The sequence below is a fragment of the Streptomyces sp. A3M-1-3 genome (genome assembly GCF_024213665.1).
Classification (GTDB): Bacteria; Actinomycetota; Actinomycetes; order Streptomycetales; family Streptomycetaceae; genus Streptomyces.
In genome coordinates this window covers 63,868-81,142 of record NZ_JANAVP010000002.1, presented here as the reverse complement: position 1 = coordinate 81,142, position 17,275 = coordinate 63,868, and the positions used below count along the sequence as shown (strand labels likewise).

17 protein-coding genes and 1 riboswitch are annotated in these 17,275 nt (G+C 71.8%); of the genes, 12 read left to right on the top strand and 5 right to left on the bottom strand.

Annotated features, from left to right (window positions below; all coding sequences use genetic code 11):
- Window positions 1–86: 86 nt before the first annotated feature.
- A complete protein-coding gene (locus tag NLX86_RS02280; RefSeq protein ID WP_254369846.1) occupies window positions 87–791 on the bottom strand; it encodes a DUF5995 family protein in 705 nt (234 codons plus the stop codon).
- A gap of 102 nt (window positions 792–893) precedes the next feature.
- Between NLX86_RS02280 and NLX86_RS02275 the strand changes: the two genes are divergently transcribed.
- Window positions 894–2,084: a glycoside hydrolase family 6 protein gene (locus NLX86_RS02275; RefSeq protein ID WP_374213818.1), complete on the top strand. Its 1,191-nt coding sequence runs from the start codon at window positions 894–896 to the stop codon at window positions 2,082–2,084.
- A gap of 21 nt (window positions 2,085–2,105) precedes the next feature.
- Here NLX86_RS02275 and NLX86_RS02270 read toward each other — a convergent pair whose 3' ends face one another.
- Window positions 2,106–3,311 (bottom strand): MFS transporter, encoded by a 1,206-nt coding sequence (locus tag NLX86_RS02270; RefSeq protein ID WP_254369845.1) that lies wholly within the window; start codon window positions 3,309–3,311, stop codon window positions 2,106–2,108.
- Between the two features lie 57 nt (window positions 3,312–3,368).
- Here NLX86_RS02270 and NLX86_RS02265 point away from each other — a divergent pair, with 57 nt between their 5' ends.
- The gene (locus NLX86_RS02265) at window positions 3,369–4,550 is read left to right on the top strand and encodes an ROK family transcriptional regulator (protein WP_254369844.1); all 1,182 of its coding nucleotides are present in this window, start codon (window positions 3,369–3,371) and stop codon (window positions 4,548–4,550) included.
- 94 nt (window positions 4,551–4,644) lie between these two features.
- On the opposite strand, the gene NLX86_RS02260 is transcribed toward NLX86_RS02265, so the two are convergent.
- The 3 genes from NLX86_RS02260 to NLX86_RS34950 all read right to left on the bottom strand — a co-directional run bounded on the left by NLX86_RS02260 (window position 4,645) and on the right by NLX86_RS34950 (window position 8,078).
- Complete coding sequence (locus NLX86_RS02260; protein ID WP_254369843.1) at window positions 4,645–5,457, bottom strand: SDR family oxidoreductase; 813 nt, start codon at window positions 5,455–5,457, stop codon at window positions 4,645–4,647.
- 222 nt (window positions 5,458–5,679) lie between these two features.
- On the bottom strand, window positions 5,680–7,716 hold the full coding sequence (locus tag NLX86_RS02255; RefSeq protein WP_374213823.1) for a chitinase C-terminal domain-containing protein: 2,037 nt from the start codon (window positions 7,714–7,716) through the stop codon (window positions 5,680–5,682).
- Window positions 7,653–8,078, bottom strand: a complete 426-nt coding sequence (locus NLX86_RS34950) for a hypothetical protein (protein ID WP_374213826.1) — start codon at window positions 8,076–8,078, stop codon at window positions 7,653–7,655. The genes NLX86_RS02255 and NLX86_RS34950 overlap by 64 nt, the downstream gene beginning before the upstream one ends.
- A gap of 244 nt (window positions 8,079–8,322) precedes the next feature.
- Window positions 8,323–8,453, top strand: a riboswitch (FMN riboswitch).
- A gap of 173 nt (window positions 8,454–8,626) precedes the next feature.
- On the opposite strand from NLX86_RS34950, the gene ribD reads away from it, so the two are divergent.
- The 10 genes from ribD (at window position 8,627) to NLX86_RS02205 (ending at window position 17,159) form a co-directional block, all read left to right on the top strand.
- Complete coding sequence (ribD, locus tag NLX86_RS02250) at window positions 8,627–9,700, top strand: bifunctional diaminohydroxyphosphoribosylaminopyrimidine deaminase/5-amino-6-(5-phosphoribosylamino)uracil reductase RibD (RefSeq protein WP_254370078.1); 1,074 nt, start codon at window positions 8,627–8,629, stop codon at window positions 9,698–9,700.
- Window positions 9,701–10,324: a riboflavin synthase gene (locus NLX86_RS02245; protein ID WP_254369842.1), complete on the top strand. Its 624-nt coding sequence runs from the start codon at window positions 9,701–9,703 to the stop codon at window positions 10,322–10,324.
- Window positions 10,321–10,974 (top strand): nicotinamide mononucleotide transporter family protein, encoded by a 654-nt coding sequence (locus NLX86_RS02240; RefSeq protein WP_254369841.1) that lies wholly within the window; start codon window positions 10,321–10,323, stop codon window positions 10,972–10,974. The genes NLX86_RS02245 and NLX86_RS02240 overlap by 4 nt, the downstream gene beginning before the upstream one ends.
- Complete coding sequence (locus NLX86_RS02235) at window positions 10,971–12,260, top strand: bifunctional 3,4-dihydroxy-2-butanone-4-phosphate synthase/GTP cyclohydrolase II (RefSeq protein WP_254369840.1); 1,290 nt, start codon at window positions 10,971–10,973, stop codon at window positions 12,258–12,260. Before NLX86_RS02240 ends, NLX86_RS02235 begins: the two co-directional genes overlap by 4 nt.
- A 52-nt stretch (window positions 12,261–12,312) precedes the next feature.
- Complete coding sequence (gene ribH, locus NLX86_RS02230; RefSeq protein WP_254369839.1) at window positions 12,313–12,798, top strand: 6,7-dimethyl-8-ribityllumazine synthase; 486 nt, start codon at window positions 12,313–12,315, stop codon at window positions 12,796–12,798.
- 35 nt (window positions 12,799–12,833) lie between these two features.
- The gene (locus NLX86_RS02225) at window positions 12,834–13,106 is read left to right on the top strand and encodes a phosphoribosyl-ATP diphosphatase (RefSeq protein ID WP_254369838.1); all 273 of its coding nucleotides are present in this window, start codon (window positions 12,834–12,836) and stop codon (window positions 13,104–13,106) included.
- A gap of 49 nt (window positions 13,107–13,155) precedes the next feature.
- Window positions 13,156–14,004, top strand: a complete 849-nt coding sequence (hisG, locus tag NLX86_RS02220; protein WP_254369837.1) for an ATP phosphoribosyltransferase — start codon at window positions 13,156–13,158, stop codon at window positions 14,002–14,004.
- Between the two features lie 20 nt (window positions 14,005–14,024).
- Window positions 14,025–14,492, top strand: a complete 468-nt coding sequence (locus tag NLX86_RS02215) for a PH domain-containing protein (RefSeq protein WP_254369836.1) — start codon at window positions 14,025–14,027, stop codon at window positions 14,490–14,492.
- Window positions 14,493–14,691: 199 nt separating this feature from the next.
- Window positions 14,692–16,047 (top strand): hemolysin family protein, encoded by a 1,356-nt coding sequence (locus NLX86_RS02210; RefSeq protein WP_254369835.1) that lies wholly within the window; start codon window positions 14,692–14,694, stop codon window positions 16,045–16,047.
- Window positions 16,044–17,159, top strand: coding sequence for a hemolysin family protein (locus NLX86_RS02205; protein WP_254369834.1), 1,116 nt, complete (start codon window positions 16,044–16,046; stop codon window positions 17,157–17,159). Before NLX86_RS02210 ends, NLX86_RS02205 begins: the two co-directional genes overlap by 4 nt.
- Window positions 17,160–17,275: the final 116 nt, after the last annotated feature.

Genomic DNA, 17,275 nt, shown 5'->3' with positions numbered 1-17,275 from the left:
AGACTCGGCCCGCCGCCGTGCGCAGAGCACGGCGGCGGGCCGTCACCAATTTCTCGCCCTGTTCGTCCCGGTTCAGTGCTGCCGGTTCAGCGGGCGGGCGTCAGCAGACAGCGCCCGACGAGTCCGACTCCGGCGTCCAGCCGCTCCCTGAACTCCTCGGCCAGTTCTGGCAGTTCACGCAGGCCCCAGAGCACCCGGGCGGATGACCAGGCGGCGTCACGAGCCCGGTCCAGACTCCACGACCCCAGCAGGTGGGTGAGCGGATCGGCGATCTGAAGCAGGTCGGGGCCGGGCATCAGATCCTCGCGGATGCGCTCCTCCATGGCGGTCAGCGTGTCACCGACCTGGTCGAAGTCCCCCTCCAGGGCGGCCGGCTCACAGCCCAGCGTGCGACAGGTGTCCACGACGGCGAGCGCCAGGTCGTGCCCGATGTGCGCGTTGATCCCGGCGAGCGCGTACTGCAGCGGTCGTACACCCGGATGACACCGGTACTGGAAGAGCGGACGCCAGCAGGCAGGTGGCCGCCGGCCCGCGGCCACCGCGTCCACAGCCGCCAGATAGCGCTCGGCGAACCGGACGTCCAGCGTCGCCGCGGACTGCCGGGCAGGGAAGACACCCAGGTCGATCTGCCGGCCGATCTCCTCAGTGACAGCCAGGTAGACCCGGTTGAACACCGCCACCCCGTCCGAGGGCGGCCAGCCGGACCCCAGGACGCGCAGCCGGGCGACGACCGCGTCTACCGACGTGTGGCCGGGACGGCTCCGCACCGCGAACTGTTCGATCTGCGCCATGGGGGCAGCGTCCCAGGGACTAGGCTCCACCGGGTGGCATTGCGCCCGGTCTTCCCCGGTTCGGGCGAAGGACGGGCACCGGGGGAGTGGGGGACTTCAGCTGTGTCAGGCGTACGCGCGCAGAACCGCGTCCGGCGTACCGAGCGCCGACGGGCCGTGCGGCATACCGCCATGGTGGTCGCCGCCTCCGCCGTGGTGGCCGTAGGCACGGTGGCCGGTGTGCTGAGCGCGGTCGCCGGCGAGGGCGGCACGGACGACTCGGCCCGGCCCGAGGTGACCGAGCCCCCGACGCTCCGGCCGCTGCCCGCGCAGCCCAGCGCCTCGGCATCGGCGTCCGTCCGGGCGTCCGTGAAACCCTCCGCCTCGGCGTCCTCCTCGTCCCGCCCGTCGCCCAAGCCGTCGGTACCCAAGCGCGCCCAGCCGGCGCCCGCCGACACCGCGCTCTACCGGCATCCCGAATCCCGCGTCCTCGACTGGGTGGCCGCCAACCGCGGCGATCCGAGACGCCCGCTCATCGAGTCGAGCATCGCGGCGCGCCCGGCCGCCGTCTGGTTCGCCGAGTACAACCCCGGCACCATCACCGGCAAGGTCCGCTCCGTGACGGCCGGGGCCGCCGCCGCGGGCCGGGTGCCCGTCCTCGTTCCGTACGCGATACCCGACCGGGACTGCGGAGGCGCGTCCAAGGGCGGGGCGCCCGATCTCGCCGCGTACGACGACTGGATACGCGACTTCGCGGCCGGTCTCGGCGACGGCCCGGTCATCGTGATCCTCGAACCCGACTCGATCGCCCTCGCCGACTGCCTGTCGCCGGGCGACCGGGACGCCCGCTACGCGTCCCTGGCCCGGGCCGGCCGCGCCCTGCACGCCGCCAACCCCAACGCCAAGGTGTACTACGACGCCGGTCACTCCGGCTGGCACCCCGCGGAGAAGCAGGCCGCAGCGCTGAGCAGGGCGGGTGCCGCGTCGAGCGGCGACGGCATCTTCACCAATGTCGCGAACTTCCACCGCACCGCCGACGAGGCCGCGTACGCGCGGCGGGTCCTGGCCGCCCTCGGCGGGCCCTCCCGCCTGGGCGCGGTCATCGACACCAGCAGGAACGGCAACGGGGCGCCGGCGCCCGGCAACTGGTGCGATCCGGCGGGGCGGGCGCTCGGCCGGACCCCGACGACCCGCACCGGCGAGGCGCGGATCGACGGCTACCTGTGGATCAAGCTGCCGGGGGAGTCCGACGGCTGCAAGGGCCCGGCGGGTACCTTCACCCCGTCGTACGCGTACGAGCTGGCGGGCGGCTGACCGACTCGGTCACCCACTCGGTCAGGGCTTGAGCGCCTTGCCGGGAATCGTGGCCCGAACGCTCTCCCGGCTGCCCTGCCGCAGCACACCGGCGCCGAGCACCAGCCCGAACGCCAGCGCCGTCACCAGCCCGAACGACACCACCAGCGAGGTCACGTCCGCGACCGCGCCGATCGCCGAGGGGGCGATCAGACCCGAGGTGTACGTGATGGTGGCGACGCCCGCGATCGCCTGGGCCGGCGCCGGGCCGCTGCGCCCCGCCGCGGCGAAGGCGAGTGGCACTACGACGGCGACGCCGAGGCCGATCAGCGCGAAGCCGGACAGGGCCACCGGCGGATTCGGCGCCCCGACCACCAACAGTCCGCCGAGCGTGGCGAACACCCCGCCCACGCGCACGGTGCGTACGGCGCCGAACCGGTCGACCACCCGGTCGCCCGCGATCCGCGCCACGGCCATGGTCAGGGCGAAGGCCGTGGTGGACGCGGCGGCCGGCCCCGGCGAGGTGTCCAGTACGTCCTTGAGGTAGACCGCCGACCAGTCCAGGCTCGCGCCTTCCGCGAACACGGCGCAGAAGCCCACCGCACCGATGACCAGCGCCGACTTCGGCGGCAGCGCGAACCGCGGTGGCGGATGCTCGTCCGGGGCACTGCGCAGGTCCAGTACGCCCCGGCAGGCGACCAGGCCGAGGGCGGTAAGGACCGCCGCCGCGACGGCGTGGTGCAACCGGGCATCGCCGCCGGCGTGCGCGGCGACGGTACCGGCGGCGGAACCGAGCAGGGCGCCGGCGCTCCACATGCCGTGCAGGCCGGACATGATCGAGCGGTCGAGCCGGTTCTCGATCTCCACCCCGAGCGCGTTCATCGCCACGTCGGACATGCCGGCCGTGGCGCCGTACACGAACAGCGCGCCGCACAGGGTTAGCAGACTCGGGGCAAGCCCCGGGAGGACGAGTGAGAGGGTCCAGAGGGCGAGCAGGCCGCGCAGTGCGGTCCGGGCGCCGAAGCGGTGGCTGATCGCCCCGGCGAGCGGCATCGCCACCGAGGCGCCGATCGCGGGGAAGGCGAGGGCCAGGCCGAGCCGGCCGGCGCTGAGTGCGGCATGGTCCTGGATCCAGGGGATGCGGGTGGCGAAGCTGCCGGTGACCGCGCCGTGCACGCAGAAGACAGCGGCCACGGCGATCCGTGCCCGCTTCAGCTGCTGCCGGTCGAAGACCACTCCACTCTTCATGGGGGAGTAAACTATCAGGGAGCCTGCCTGATAGATAGATCTGGAAGGATCGCCGGTATGCCGCCTGCCTCGCCGAGCACAGCCCGGGCCATGAACGACCGGCTGGCCCTCCAACTGCTCCAGCAGGAGGGACCCTTGACGGCAGGCCAGCTCAAGACGCTCACCGGACTCTCCCGCCCGACCGTCGCCGATCTCGTCGAGCGGCTGCAGGTGTCCGGACTCATCGCGGTGGTCGGCGAAGCGGGTGCCCAGCGGCGGGGCCCCAACGCCCGGCTGTACGGGATCGTCGCGGACCGCGCGCACCTCGCGGCGCTGGACGTACGGACGCACAGCGTGTCCGTGGTCGTCGCCGACCTCCTCGGCCGGACCCTGGCGGAGGCCGTCCTGCCCATCGACCGTGACACCGGTACCGGGCCGGCCGTGGACCAGGCCGTCGCCCTGCTGGAACGCACCGCGCGCGAGGCCGGCGCGACGCGGCTGCACAGCGTCGGCATCGGCGCGCCGGGGCTGGTCGACCCCGCCACCGGGGAACTCCGCGACACCACCGGCCTGCCGGCCTGGCACCGGGCGCTGGTCGCCGTACTGCACGAGCGGCTGCCGGCCGCCGTGCTGCTGGAGAACGAGACCAACCTCGCCGCCGTCGCGGAGCAGCGCCTCGGCGCCGCCCGCGACCGCGACACCTTCGTCCTGCTCTGGCTCGGCCACGGAGTCGGCGCGGCCGTCGTCCTGGACGGGCGGCTGCGCCGAGGCGCCTCCGGCGGCGCGGGGGAGATCGGCTTCCTCCCGGTACCGGGCACCTCGGGCCTGCCGTCCGCCACCGAATGCGACGGCGGCTTCCACGCGCTGGCGGGCAGCGCCGCCGTCTGCGCCCTGGCCGAGGAACACGGCGTCGCCGCGGTCGCCGAGGCCCACGCGCCGCCGGCCGAGGCGGTCGTACGGGCCGCCGTGGCGGCGGGCCCGCGAGGCGAACCCTTCCTCGACGCCCTCGCCGACCGCCTGGCCCTCGGCGCGGCCGCGGTCAGCGCGGTGCTGGACCCGGGCTGCGTAGTGCTGGGAGGCGAGGTCGGCCACGCCGGCGGCGAGGACCTGGCCGCCCGGGTGGCGACCCGGCTGACCGCCCTGTCCCCCCTGCGTACCGAAGTGCGGGCCGGAACCCTGGGAGGAGCGGCGGTGCTGAGGGGGGCACTGCTGGCAGCCCAGGAGGCAGCGCAGGAGGAACTGTTCGCCGCGCCCCGGTGAGCGGGCCGGCGCGGCGGGGCGCCCTGGGCCGGGGGTGGGTGGTGGCGGCAATGCACGCGAGGATGGGCTCGGCCCCGGTCAGGCGGCCGGCAGCTTACTGGGGCGGTTTGCCCGGAAGGTGTGCCCCCTCAGCTCGGCGCCCGGCCTTCGGCCGTCTGCGGTTCCGGGCGGCGGGGGCGTGCGTGGACAGGAAGTCCTCGAACGTGGTCTTTCCCAGGGCGCGGTCCGGGGTGAGGTGAAGGCCGCGGCGGTATCCCGCGTACGCCTTGCCCGCCAGGCGTACCGGCAGCACCGGGCGGCTGCGGCCGGTCGCGTGGAGGTAAGCGCGGGCCAGGTCCGGGAGGGGGCGGATCTCGGGGCCGCCCAGGTCCGGCACCCTCCCTGCGGGCGGGCCCGCGGCCAGTTCGGCCAGCCGGTCCGCGACCTCGGCCGTGTCGATGGGCTGCACGCTCACCCCCGCGGGCACCAGCATCACCGGCAGCTTCGCCGACGTCCGCAGGAGTCCCAGCACCAGGTCGTGGAACTGGGTCGTGCGCAGCACGGTCCAGCCGAGGCCCGACTCCTCGATCATGCGCTCGACCTTGCGCTTCGTCGTGTAGTAGCCGAGCGGCAGCCGGTCCACGCCCACGATCGAGATATAGACCAGGTGCGCGACCCCGGCCTGCCGGGCCGCGTCGATGAGGTGACCGGCCGCCCTGTCGTCGCCGCCGCGCGGGGTGCTCGCGCAGTGCACGACCACCTCCACGCCGCCCATCGCCGCGTCGAGGCCGGTCCCCTCGCGCAGATCGACCGCGTACGGCTGCGCGTGCCGGCTCAGCACCCGTACCTCGTGCCCGGCCGCGCGCAGCCGGGCCGTCACCAGGGAGCCAAGAGTGCCGGTGCCACCGGTCACCAGAATTGTGGTCATCGCGAGATCAGCCCTTCGGGGTGCGGGAACATCTGTCACCCACCAGGAATCGGCGAGGCTTCACGGATGTGACAGACCGGCGGCCTGCGGGGCGAGAAATCCAAGCTTGTCCGGATTGACCACCGCCCGTAGTCCGCCAGTCACGCCCCCACCCTGGCAGACGGCGCAGACCCGGCGGCGGCAAGGGCCGGGTCTCCGCCGCCGGGCGTTCAACGCCGGGGGTCAGCAGGCTCCGAGGTCCTGCCAGACACCCCACTCACCGGTGGTACCGGGCTCTTCGCCCTTAGTCCACCACTTGGACTTCCACTGGTGCGACTTGTGGGAGACGGTCGTGCCGCCGACATATTCGGCCGTCGTGCTCCACGCGGGCGCGGTGCACTGCCCGCCGCCACCGCCCGTGGACCCGCCGGTACTGCCCCCGGTCGACCCGCCGGTCGTGCCCCCGGTCGTCGTCCCTCCCGTCCCCGTGCCCGGCTCGACGACGGTCGTACCGCGCGCCAGGTCACCGGCCAGTGCGTACGACTTGCCGCCGAAGGTCACCGTCCAGTTGGACGGGGTGGACGTCGGCAGGTAGTACACGAAGTCCAGCTCGACCGAGGCGCCCGGCGCCAGCGTCTGCCAGCTCGGCAGCTTCAGCGAGACGCGGTTGTAGTCGCCCTTCAGGCCGCCGATGTTGTTCGCGGCGGTGTGGTCGCTGCGCACGATCGTCGTGTTGAACCCTGACTGGTCCTTGGCGTTGGCGGGCGCCGAGGTCGCGTAGTCGAACTGGAACTCGGTACCGCCCGGCAGCGTGGCCGTCGAGTTGTTCGTGATCTTCAGCTTGGGGCTGATCGGGTAGTTGGAGTCGCCCAGCGGGAACTGCCCGAACTCGGCGTCGATCTTCAGCGCCTCGGTGGGCAGGGCGATCGTCGAGCGCTTGGCGCCGTACGGCGTGGCCGACTTGAACTTCTCGTACATCGCCGTGGTGAGAGTGTCACCGATCTCGTACTGGCCCTTGGCGGCGTTCCACGCGTAGTCGCCCGCCAGCTCCCAGACCATCGTGCCGCCGATGCCCTTGTCGACGACGTAGTCGGCCTTGGCCTTCACCGACTGCTCGTCCTCGGTGGAGAGGAACACCTTCTTCTCGGCGTTCCACAGCCACGGCGCGACCAGCGTCGAGTCGTACCTGCGGGCGTAGCTGCCGGTCAGCGTGGTGGAGGCAGGGAAGCCGTACTGCGTGACGTAGTCGCCGACGACGCCCTTCTCCAGGTTCTTCGCGTGCCACATCGGGTTGGAGCCGGCCGGGGACTCCTTGCCCGCGGTGTCCTTGTCGTGCCACAGGTTGTCGATGCCGACGGCGCCGTCACCGCACTTGGTCAGGCCCGCGCCCGCCGGGCAGGCGGTCGAGGGTGCCTTGCCCCACAGGCCGTCCGTGCCGCCCTGCACATTCTTGAATCCGCGGGTGTAGTACGGCAGGCCGATATTGATACGGCCGGCCGGCATGGAGCCGCGGAAGTAGTGGTATGCCCAGTCCGTGTTGAGGTAGCCGACACCGCCGTACTGCGGGGTGGAATACACGCCCGCGGCGGCGAGTTCGCCGTCCTTGCCGTCGTCGAAGAGCGAGGCGTTCGGGCCGACGTACTCGTTCCAGGCGCCGTGCAGGTCGTAGGACATGATGTTCACGTAGTCCAGATACTTCTGCATCTGGAAGGTTTCCATACCGCGCAGCAGATAGCCGGAGGAAGGCGCGGCGACGGTGAGCAGATAGTGCTTTCCGTCCGCGGCCCCGGCCCGGTCGAGCTTCTCGCGCAGCGACTTCATCAGCACGGCATAGCCCTTGACCAGCCCGGCCCGGCGGCCGTTGGAGAGCTGCCAGTCGAGCGGGTTGCCCGCGTCCTTCATGGTCGTCGGGTATTCGTAGTCGATGTCGACGCCGTTGAAGCCGTACTTCTTGATGAAGGCGACGGTGGAGTCCGCGAAGGTGTCGATGCCGGCCTGGTTGACCGAACCGTCGGCGTTGGTGGCCATCGAGTAGAAGCCGCCGGAGTTCACCCGGTTGCCGCTGTCGTCGAAATAGCCTCCCGTCTCGGCCCAACCTCCCACGGAGACCAGCGTCTTGACGTTCGGGTGCTCCTTCTTGAATTTGCTCAGCAGATTGAAGTGGCCCTTGTAGGAGTACGCGGGATCCATTTCCGCCCCGGCGACTCCCGGCCAGGTCATTCCGGTCGCGGCGTCGTTCGCGCTGTCGCCGCCGACCGAGATCTTGTTGTCGCCGCCGATGTGGGCGAAGGCGTAGTTGAGGTGGGTGACCTTGTCCCAGGGGATGTCGGAGGCCAGATAGGCGGGCTCGCCGTTCTTGCCGGTACGCCGCCCGTGAAGTAGCCGATGACGCGGCGCTGGTGGTCGGCGCCCATCTTCTCGCGGCCCTCGGCGTCGTAGACGGAGCAGTACGGGACGTCGACGCCGGGGGTCTTGTAGAGGCCGTCGGGGCGACAGGACTCGTGGTCGGCGGCGTGCGAGACGCCTCCGGAGAGCGAGCTGAGCAGGAGCCCGGCGACCGCCGCACCGGCTGCGGCCAGCGTGGCTCTCGCGCGTGTGGGGGACAGCACGATCTGTTCCTCCTGGGTGGGGGTACCTCCCACGCCCGCAAGGGCGTAGGGGGAGTCTGCATGACACAACGAGCAGAGGGGTGGGTCGTGTTGGGCCCGTGATGTGCGCACACCGGGCGGGCCGTGTCCGCGGAGGTGACGCAGACCCTAAGAGGACTAGACCAGCAGGTCAATAGGTATGGACCAATCCGGGCAGGCGCGGTGCTTGTGAGCCAGGCCACAGCGTTCGCCCGCATGGGCGACGAGCGGGCGTGGCACACTGACCCTGTACCAGAAGCAGCGCACTCCGGGGTCGGTGTAATTCCGAACCGGCGGTTATAGTCCGCGACCCGTCCGCAGCCAGCGGCCGGTTGACCAGGTGAAATTCCTGGACCGACGGTGAAAGTCCGGATGGGAGGCAGTGCGCGGCGGGCCAGTATCGGGTACGCCGCCGTCGGCGGTTCGTCATCGACGAGCCGTTTTTCCGGCCTCGGCGTCCTCCGTTGCGTTCGGTCCGTCTCTCTGTCGTCATCGACAGGCCCCGGAGTCCGTGCCCGAAGAGGCAGGAGGACCCGGTGGCCATCACAACCGACGCAGACGCCATGCGCCGTGCCATCGCGCTCGCCGCCCGCGGCCTCGGCTCCACCAGCCCCAATCCGGTCGTCGGATGCGTGATCCTCGACGCCTCCGGCGAGACCGCCGGCACCGGCTACCACCAGCGCGCCGGCGGCCCGCACGCCGAGATCCACGCCCTCCTCGCCGCAGGTGAGAAGGCCCGCGGCGGCACGGCGTACGTCACCCTCGAACCCTGCAACCACACCGGCCGCACCGGTCCCTGCGCCCACGCGCTCGCCGATGCCGGTATCGCCCGCGTCGTCTACGCGGTCGGTGACCCGAATCCGCAGGCCACCGGCGGTGCCGAGACCCTGCGCGCAGCCGGGGTCGAGGTCGAGGGCGGGCTGCTCGCGGACGAGGCCGAGGCGGGCAACGCCGCCTGGCTGACCTCCGTACGCCTGGGGCGCCCGTTCGTCGTGTGGAAGTACGCGGCGACGCTCGACGGCCGGATCGCGGCGGCCGACGCCACGAGCCGCTGGATCAGCTCGCCCGAGTCCCGCGCCGACGTCCACCGGCTGCGCGCCGAGGCGGACGCGGTACTGGTCGGCTCGGGCACGCTGCGCGCCGACGACCCCCACCTCGCCGTACGCGGCATCGAAGGCGCCACCCAGCCGCTGCGGGTGGTGCTGGACACCCACGCCACGATCCTGCCGACCGCCCGGGTCCTCGACGACGCGGCCCCCACGCTCATCGCCGTCGCCGAGGACGCCGACACCCGGCACCTGCCCGGCGCGGACATCGTGAGGCTGCCCCACGACAGGCACCACACCGGTGGACTCGGCATCCACGCCCTGCTCACCGAGCTGTACGCGCGCGGCGTGCGCTCCGTGCTGCTCGAAGGCGGACCGACCCTGGCCGGCGCCTTCGTCGCGGCCGCAGCCGTGGACCGGGTGGTCGGCTACCTCGCCCCCGTACTCCTCGGCGCGGGCCCCGCGGCCCTCGCCGACGCCGGAATCTCCACCCTCACCGAAGCGTTGCGGCTCGACATCACGGAAGCCGTCCGCATCGGTCCCGATCTGCGCATCACCGCCGTCCCCTCCTCAGCCCTCAAGGAGAGCTAAGTGTTCACCGGAATCGTCGAAGAACTGGGCGAGGTCACCGCCGTCGAGAACCTCGGCGACGCATCCCGCTTCCGCCTCCGCGGCCCCGTCGTCGCCGAGGACGCGAAGCACGGCGACTCGATCGCCGTGAACGGCGTCTGCCTCACCGTCGTCGACTGCGAAGACGGCGAGTTCACCGCCGACGTCATGGCCGAGACCTTGAACCGCTCCAGCCTCGGGGCGCTCGAAGCCGGCTCGCGCGTCAACCTGGAACGCCCCATGACACTCGGCGGACGCCTCGGCGGTCACCTCGTGCAGGGCCATGTGGACGGCACCGGGCAGATCATCGACCGCAAACCCTCCGAGCACTGGGAGATCGTGAAGGTCTCGCTCCCCGCCGACCTCTCCCGCTACGTGGTCGAGAAGGGCTCGATCACGGTCGACGGCGTGAGCCTCACCGTCGTCGACGCCGGGCCCGACTACTTCACCATCAGCCTCATCCCCACCACCCTCGCGCTGACCACCCTCGGCATCAAGCAGGCCGGCGACCCGGTCAACCTCGAGGTGGACGTACTCGCGAAGTACGTCGAGCGGCTGCTCGGTGCCGGTGTCGAGCCCCTGCACGGCAAGGAGACGGCGAAGTGAGCGCCCTGAACTGGCTCAACTCCGAGGCGTTCACGGCCTTCGGGCAGCACATCAGGTGGTCCGACATGATCGGCAACTCGATCGGCCTGGCCGCCCTCGCGCTCGGCTGGCGCCGCTCCATATGGACCTGGCCCGCGCAGTTCCTGTCCGGCGTCATCCTCGTCGCCGCCTACGCGTCCGCGGAGCTCGCCGGCGGCGTCGGCAAGCAGCTGCTGGTCATCGGTGTCGCCCTGTGGGGCTGGCGCCAGTGGCAGCGCGGCAAGCGGCAGGCGCAGGACGGCTCGATCGCCGTACGGTTCGCCACCTGGCGCGAGCGCGGCCTGCTGCTGGCCGGAGCCGTGGTGGGCACGCTGGCGGTCGGCGGGCTCTTCACCCTCTACCCCTGGCTGTCGTGGAGCCCGTGGGCCGACGCGTACATCTTCGTCGGCACACTGGTCGCGATGATCGCCCAGGCCCGCGGTCTGGTCGAGTTCTGGTTTGCCTGGCTGCTGGTGGACCTCGTCGGCGTCCCGCTCGCCTTCAGCAGCAACCTGGCCTTCTCCGGCCTGGTGTACGTCGTTTACTTCGCCCTCGTGCTGTGGGGCGCGTACGACTGGTGGCAGCGCACCCGCACCAGTGTGAAGCCCGCCCTGGAAGGAGTGCCGGCATGACCACCCAGCCCACCTGGTACAGCGAGGACGGCATCGAGGACTTCGCCCTCGACCCCGTCGAGCAGGCCATCCGCGACATCGCCGCCGGCCGCCCCGTCGTCGTCGTGGACGACGAGAGCCGGGAGAACGAGGGCGACCTCGTCATCGCCGCCGAGAAGGCCACCCCCGAGATCATCGCGTTCATGATGAGCGAGTGCCGCGGTCTGATCTGCGCCCCCATGGAGGGGCCGGAACTCGACCGGCTCGACCTGCCCCAGATGGTCGAGAACAACACCGAGTCGATGCGCACCGCCTTCACCGTCTCGGTCGACGCCTCCGCCGCCCACGGGGTGAGCACCGGCATCTCCGCCGCCGACCGCGCGATCACCCTCCGGCTGCTGGCCGACGGCGTCAGCACCGCCGGCGACTTCGTCCGCCCCGGCCACATCTTCCCGCTGCGCGCCAAGCCCGGCGGCGTACTGATCCGCGACGGCCACACCGAGGCCGCCGTCGACCTCGCCCGCCTCGCGGGGCTGCGCCCGGCCGGCGCCATCGTCGAGATCGCGGGCGAGGACGGGGTGATGCTGCGGCTGCCCGAGCTGATCCCGTTCGCCCGCAAGCACGGCCTGACGATCATCTCCATCGAGGACCTGATCGCCTACCGCCGCTCGTCCGAGCCCACCGTCCGGCGCGAGGCCGAGGTCCGGCTGCCCACCGCCTTCGGCGAGTTCACCGCGTACGGCTACCGCTCCACCGTCGACGGCGTCGAGCATGTCGCCCTCGTCCACGGGGACATCGGCGACGGCGCGGACGTCGTAGTCCGCATGCACTCCGAATGCCTGACGGGCGACATCTTCCACTCGCTGCGCTGCGACTGCGGCCCTCAACTGCACGCCTCCATGGAGCGGATCAAGGACGAGGGCCGCGGCGTCGTGGTCTACCTCCGCGGCCACGAAGGCCGGGGCATCGGGCTGATGTCCAAGCTGCGCGCGTACGAACTCCAGGAGCGCGGCCGGGACACCCTGGACGCCAACCTGGAACTCGGCCTGCCCGCCGACGCCCGCGACTACGCGGCCGGCGCCCAGATCCTCGACGACCTGGGCGTACGCAGCGTGCGGCTGATGACGAACAACCCCGAGAAGACCGCCGCACTCGTCCGGCACGGCCTGACGGTCAGCGGACGGGAGCCGATGGCTGTCCAGGCGGGCGAGCACAATCTCCGGTACCTGCAGACCAAGCGGGACCGGATGGGGCACGACCTGCCCTGGCTGGACGCGGCCGCCGCGTCCACCTGCGGCAATCAGTAGGCAAGCAGTAGGCAAGCAGTACAACGACAGTGCACAAGAACCGAGGAGAGCTGTGAGCGGCAAGGGCGCACCCGAACTGAGCGTGAAGAACTGCGGTGACCTCCGGGTCGCCGTGATCGCGGCGCAGTGGCACGAGAAGATCATGGACGGTCTCGTCAACGGCGCCCTGCGCGCCCTGCACGAGCTGGGCATCGACGAGCCGACCCTGCTGCGCGTCCCCGGCAGCTTCGAGCTGCCGGTCGTCGCCAAGGTCCTCGCGGGCCGCGGTTACGACGCGATCGTCGCGCTGGGTGTCGTCATCCGCGGCGGCACGCCACACTTCGAGTACGTGTGCCAAGGCGTCACTCAGGGCCTCACCCAGGTCTCCATCGACACCGGCGTCCCCGTCGGCTTCGGCGTCCTGACCTGTGATGACGAGGAGCAGGCGCTGGACCGGGCCGGTCTGGACGGCTCGAAGGAGGACAAGGGCCACGAGGCGGTCACCGCGGCGGTCGCCACGGCCGCGATCCTGCGCTCGGTGTCCGAACCCTGGCGCTGAGAGCGAGCACCCGGCCGCGTAGGGTAGAAAGCACCATGTCCAACAAGACGTTCGAGGAGCTCTTCACCGAGCTCCAGCTCAAGGCCGCAAACGGCGACCCCAGCACCTCCCGCACCGCCGAACTGGTGGGCAAGGGGGTGCATGCCATCGGCAAGAAAGTCGTCGAAGAGGCGGCCGAGGTGTGGATGGCAGCCGAGTACGAGGGCAAGGAAGCCGCCGCCGAGGAAATCTCGCAGCTTCTGTACCACGTCCAGGTAATGATGGTCGCCCGCGGAATCTCGCTGGACGACGTCTACGCCCACCTCTGATCCACCTCCGCCGCACCAGCCGTACGTACGAACAAAGGAAGCCGACCTCATGCTGCGCATCGCCGTTCCCAACAAGGGTTCACTGTCCGGACCTGCGTCGGCGATGCTCCATGAGGCCGGCTACCAGCAGCGCAAGGAGTCCAAGGAGCTCGTCCTCGTCGACCCCGAGAACGAGGTCGAGTTCTTCTACCTCCGCCCGCGCGACATCGCGATCTACGTCAGCTCCGGCCGGCTCGACATCGGCATCACCGGCCGCGACCTGCTGCTGGACTCCGGCGCCAACGCCGAGGAGATCCTCCAGCTCGGCTTCGCCCGCTCCACCTTCCGCTACGCCACCAAGCCCGGCACCGCCAAGGGCCCGGAGGACTTCGGCGGAATGACCATCGCCACCTCGTACGAGGGCATCGTCGCCAAGCACCTCGCCGACCAGGGCATCGACGCCTCCGTCGTCCACCTCGACGGCGCCGTCGAGACCGCCATCGAACTCGGCGTCGCCCAGATCATCGCCGACGTCGTGGAGACCGGCACCAGCCTGCGCAACGCCGGCCTCGAAGTCGTCGGTGAGCCGATCCTGAAGTCCGAGGCCGTCGTCATCCGCCGCACCGGCTCACCGACCGACGAGCCGAAGGTGCAGCAGTTCCTGCGCCGCCTCCAGGGCGTCCTGGTCGCCCGCAGCTACGTGATGATGGACTACGACTGCCGCGCCGAGCACCTCGAGCAGGCCGTCGCCCTCACCCCGGGCCTGGAGTCGCCGACCGTCTCCCCGCTGCACAACGAGGGCTGGGTCGCCGTCCGGGCCATGGTCCCGGCCAGGGAGGCTCAGCGGATCATGGACGACCTGTACGAGCTGGGCGCCCGCGCGATCCTCACCACGGAAATCCACGCCTGCCGCCTCTGAGGACCGAGACCACCGCACCCATGTCTGCTCCCGAGAACCGGCCCGAACTCCCCGCCCTGCCGGTCACCTTCAGGCCCACCCGCACCCGGGTCGTCCTGCTGACCGCCGGCACGGTCATGTTCGCCACCATCACGGCCGTCGCCCTGCTGCTGGAGACGCTCAGCGCGGGGGAGCGGACGAGCTTCGTCTTCACCGCCGTACTGCTCTTCGGCGTCCTGCTGCTGCTGAGCCGCCCCAAGGTGGTCGCCGACGACACCGGCGTCACCGTGGTCAACCTCACCAGCAAGCGGCGGCTCGCCTGGGCCCAGATCCTGCGGGTCAACCTGCGCCCGGGTGACCCCTGGGTGTTCCTGGACCTCAGTGACGGCACCAGCCTGCCCGCGCTGGGCATCCAGCCGGGCATCGCCCGGCAGCAGGCCATCACCGACGCCCGCGCCCTGCGCGCGCTCGCCGAATCACGCGGCACCGGCAGCGGCGACACCCGGTAAGGGGCGTGGCGCACGACATTGCGGCGCCGATCCCAATGACTACCCTGGTGGCGGAGGCGCCGAGCGCGCCTCCGCCCCGTGCCGCGGGAATCTCCATCCCCGCGGCCCCGGGGCACCTGCGACTTGAGGAGTGACTCCCTCCAGCAATGGACGGATCGTCCGGTAGTACCTGCGCCGCCCCCTCCCCGGAGGCGGCGGCATGACCATCCCCCTTGTGCTGCTCGCCGCAGCTTTCGTCCTGATCCTCGCCAACGGCTTCTTCGTGGCGGCGGAGTTCGGACTCGTCACCGTCGACAAGCCCGACGCCGAGCGCGCCGCGGCCGACGGCGACCGCCGCGCCCGGACCGTAGTCAAGGCACTGCGGGAGCTCTCCTTCCAGCTCTCCGGCACCCAGCTCGGCATCACCCTCACCTCACTCGTCGTCGGTATGCTCGCCCAGCCCGCGCTGGCGCGGCTGCTGGCCGGCCCGTTCACCGCGGCCGGCATCCCCGAAGGGGCCGTCCCCGGCGTGTCGGTGATCGTCGGCATGCTGCTCGCGTCCGCCGTGCAGATGGTGGTCGGCGAGCTCGTACCGAAGAACTGGGCGGTCTCCCGGCCGCTCCAGGTCGCCCGGTTCGTCGCCGGTCCGCAGTACGTGTTCTCGCGCGTCTTCCGCCCGGTGATCTCCCTCCTCAACGCCGTGGCCAACCGGCTGGTCCGGGCCCTGGGCGTCGAGCCGACCGAGGAGCTGGCCTCCGCCCGCACCCCCGGCGAACTGGTCTCCCTGGTCCGCCACTCGGCCCGGGCCGGCACCCTGGAACAGGACACGGCCGACCTGTTCGTACGGACCCTCTCGCTCGGCGGCCTCACCGCCCAGCACGTCATGACCCCCCGCGTGAAGGTGAGCGCCCTGCAGGTCTCCGCGACCGCCGAGGACGTCCTCAACCTCACCCGCGCCACCGGCCTCTCCCGCTTCCCCGTCTACCGGGAGCGCATCGACGAGGTCGTCGGCATGGTGCACCTCAAGGACGCCCTCGCCGTACCGGCCCACGAGCGGCTGCGCACCCCCGTCGGCCGGATCTCCGTACAGCCGCTGCTGGTGCCCGAAACCCTGCCCGTACAGCCCCTGCTGGAGCGGCTGCGCAGCGAGCAGCCGATGGCCGTCGTGGTCGACGAGTACGGCGGTACGGCCGGCGTCGTGACCCTGGAGGACATCGTCGAGGAACTCGTCGGCGAGGTCAGGGACGAACACGACGGCGTCGAGGCCGGACGGCCCGAGCTGTCCGCCGTCCCGGCCGAGGACGGCCGCCCCGCCTGGGAGGCCGACGGCAGTTGCCGCGTGCACACCCTGCGGCGGATAGGCCTGGAGGTGCCCGAGGGCCCGTACGAGACCGTGGCCGGACTGGTCGCGGACCTGCTCGGCCGGATCCCGGCCCCCGGCGACCGCGCCGAACTCCCGGGCTGGCGGCTCTCGGTACGCCAGGTGGGCCGCTACCGGGCCGAGCGGGTACGGCTGGTCCGCACCGCCGGCGTGCCGGCCGACGCGACGGCCGGCCGCACGGAGGCCGTGCGATGAACGTGCTCCTCCTCCTCTTCGCCCTCCTGCTCGTGCTCGCCAACGGGTTCTTCGTCGGCGCCGAGTTCGCCCTCGTCTCCGTCCGCCGCAGCCAGATCGAGCCGCTGGCCCGGCCCGGGGACGGACGGCCGGGCTCGGCCCGCGCCCGCCAGGTGCTCCACGGCCTGGAGAACCTGCCGCAGATGATGGCCGCCGCGCAGTTCGGCATCACCGTCTGCTCGCTGACGCTCGGCGCGGTCGCCGAGCCCACCGTGGCCCGGCTGCTGGAGCCGGTCTTCCACGCCGCCCAGGTACCCCAAAGCCTCATCCATCCGCTCGGCTACGCCATCGCGCTCGCCGCGGTCGTCTTCCTCCATCTCGTCATCGGCGAGATGGTCCCGAAGAACCTCGCCATGGCAGCCCCGGAGAAGACCGCGCTGTGGCTCAGCCCCGGCCTCGTCGGCTTCGCCCGGCTGTGCCGGCCGGTCACCACCGCGCTGGGTGCCTGCGCCCACCTGGTGCTGCGGCTGTTCGGCGTCGAGCCCAAGGACGAGGTGGAGGCCGTCTACACCAGCGCCCAGCTGGGCCGCCTCGTCGCGGACTCCCGGCTGGCGGGGCTGCTGGCGCCGGTCGAGCAGGAGCGGCTGGAGGACGCCCTGGAACTGGGCAGCCGCCAGGTCACCGACGTCCTGCTGGACCGCGCCTCGCTGGTGTCCGTCGACCCCTCCGTCACGCCCCGCCGGGTCGAGGAGCTGACCGTACGCACCGGGTACTCCCGCTTTCCGGTGCGCGCCTCGGACAGCGGCCCGTTCATGGGCTACCTGCACGTCAAGGACGTACTCGACCTGGAGGACGGCGACCGGGCCGTGCCGCAGCACATCTGGCGCCCGATGACCACGCTGCGCGCGGAACTCCCGCTGGACGACGCCCTGACCGTGATGCGCCGCGCCGCGACCCACCTGGCCCAGGTCGCGGACGCGTCGGGCCGGGTGCTGGGCCTCGTCGCGCTGGAGGACGTCCTGGAGATGCTGGTGGGCGAGGTACGGGATCCCGCCCACCGGGCGGCTCCGGTGGCCTTCACCCGGCTGGCGGACCCGCGCAGGGAATCACCCGAACAGGCCCTCGCGGGCTGACCTGAAGAAAGCCCACACGGCGGCGGGCTCAGGTGCACCCGAACTGAGCCCTCGCGGGCTGACCTGAAGAAGGCCCGCACGGCGGCGGGCTCGGGTGCACCCGAACCGAGCCCTCG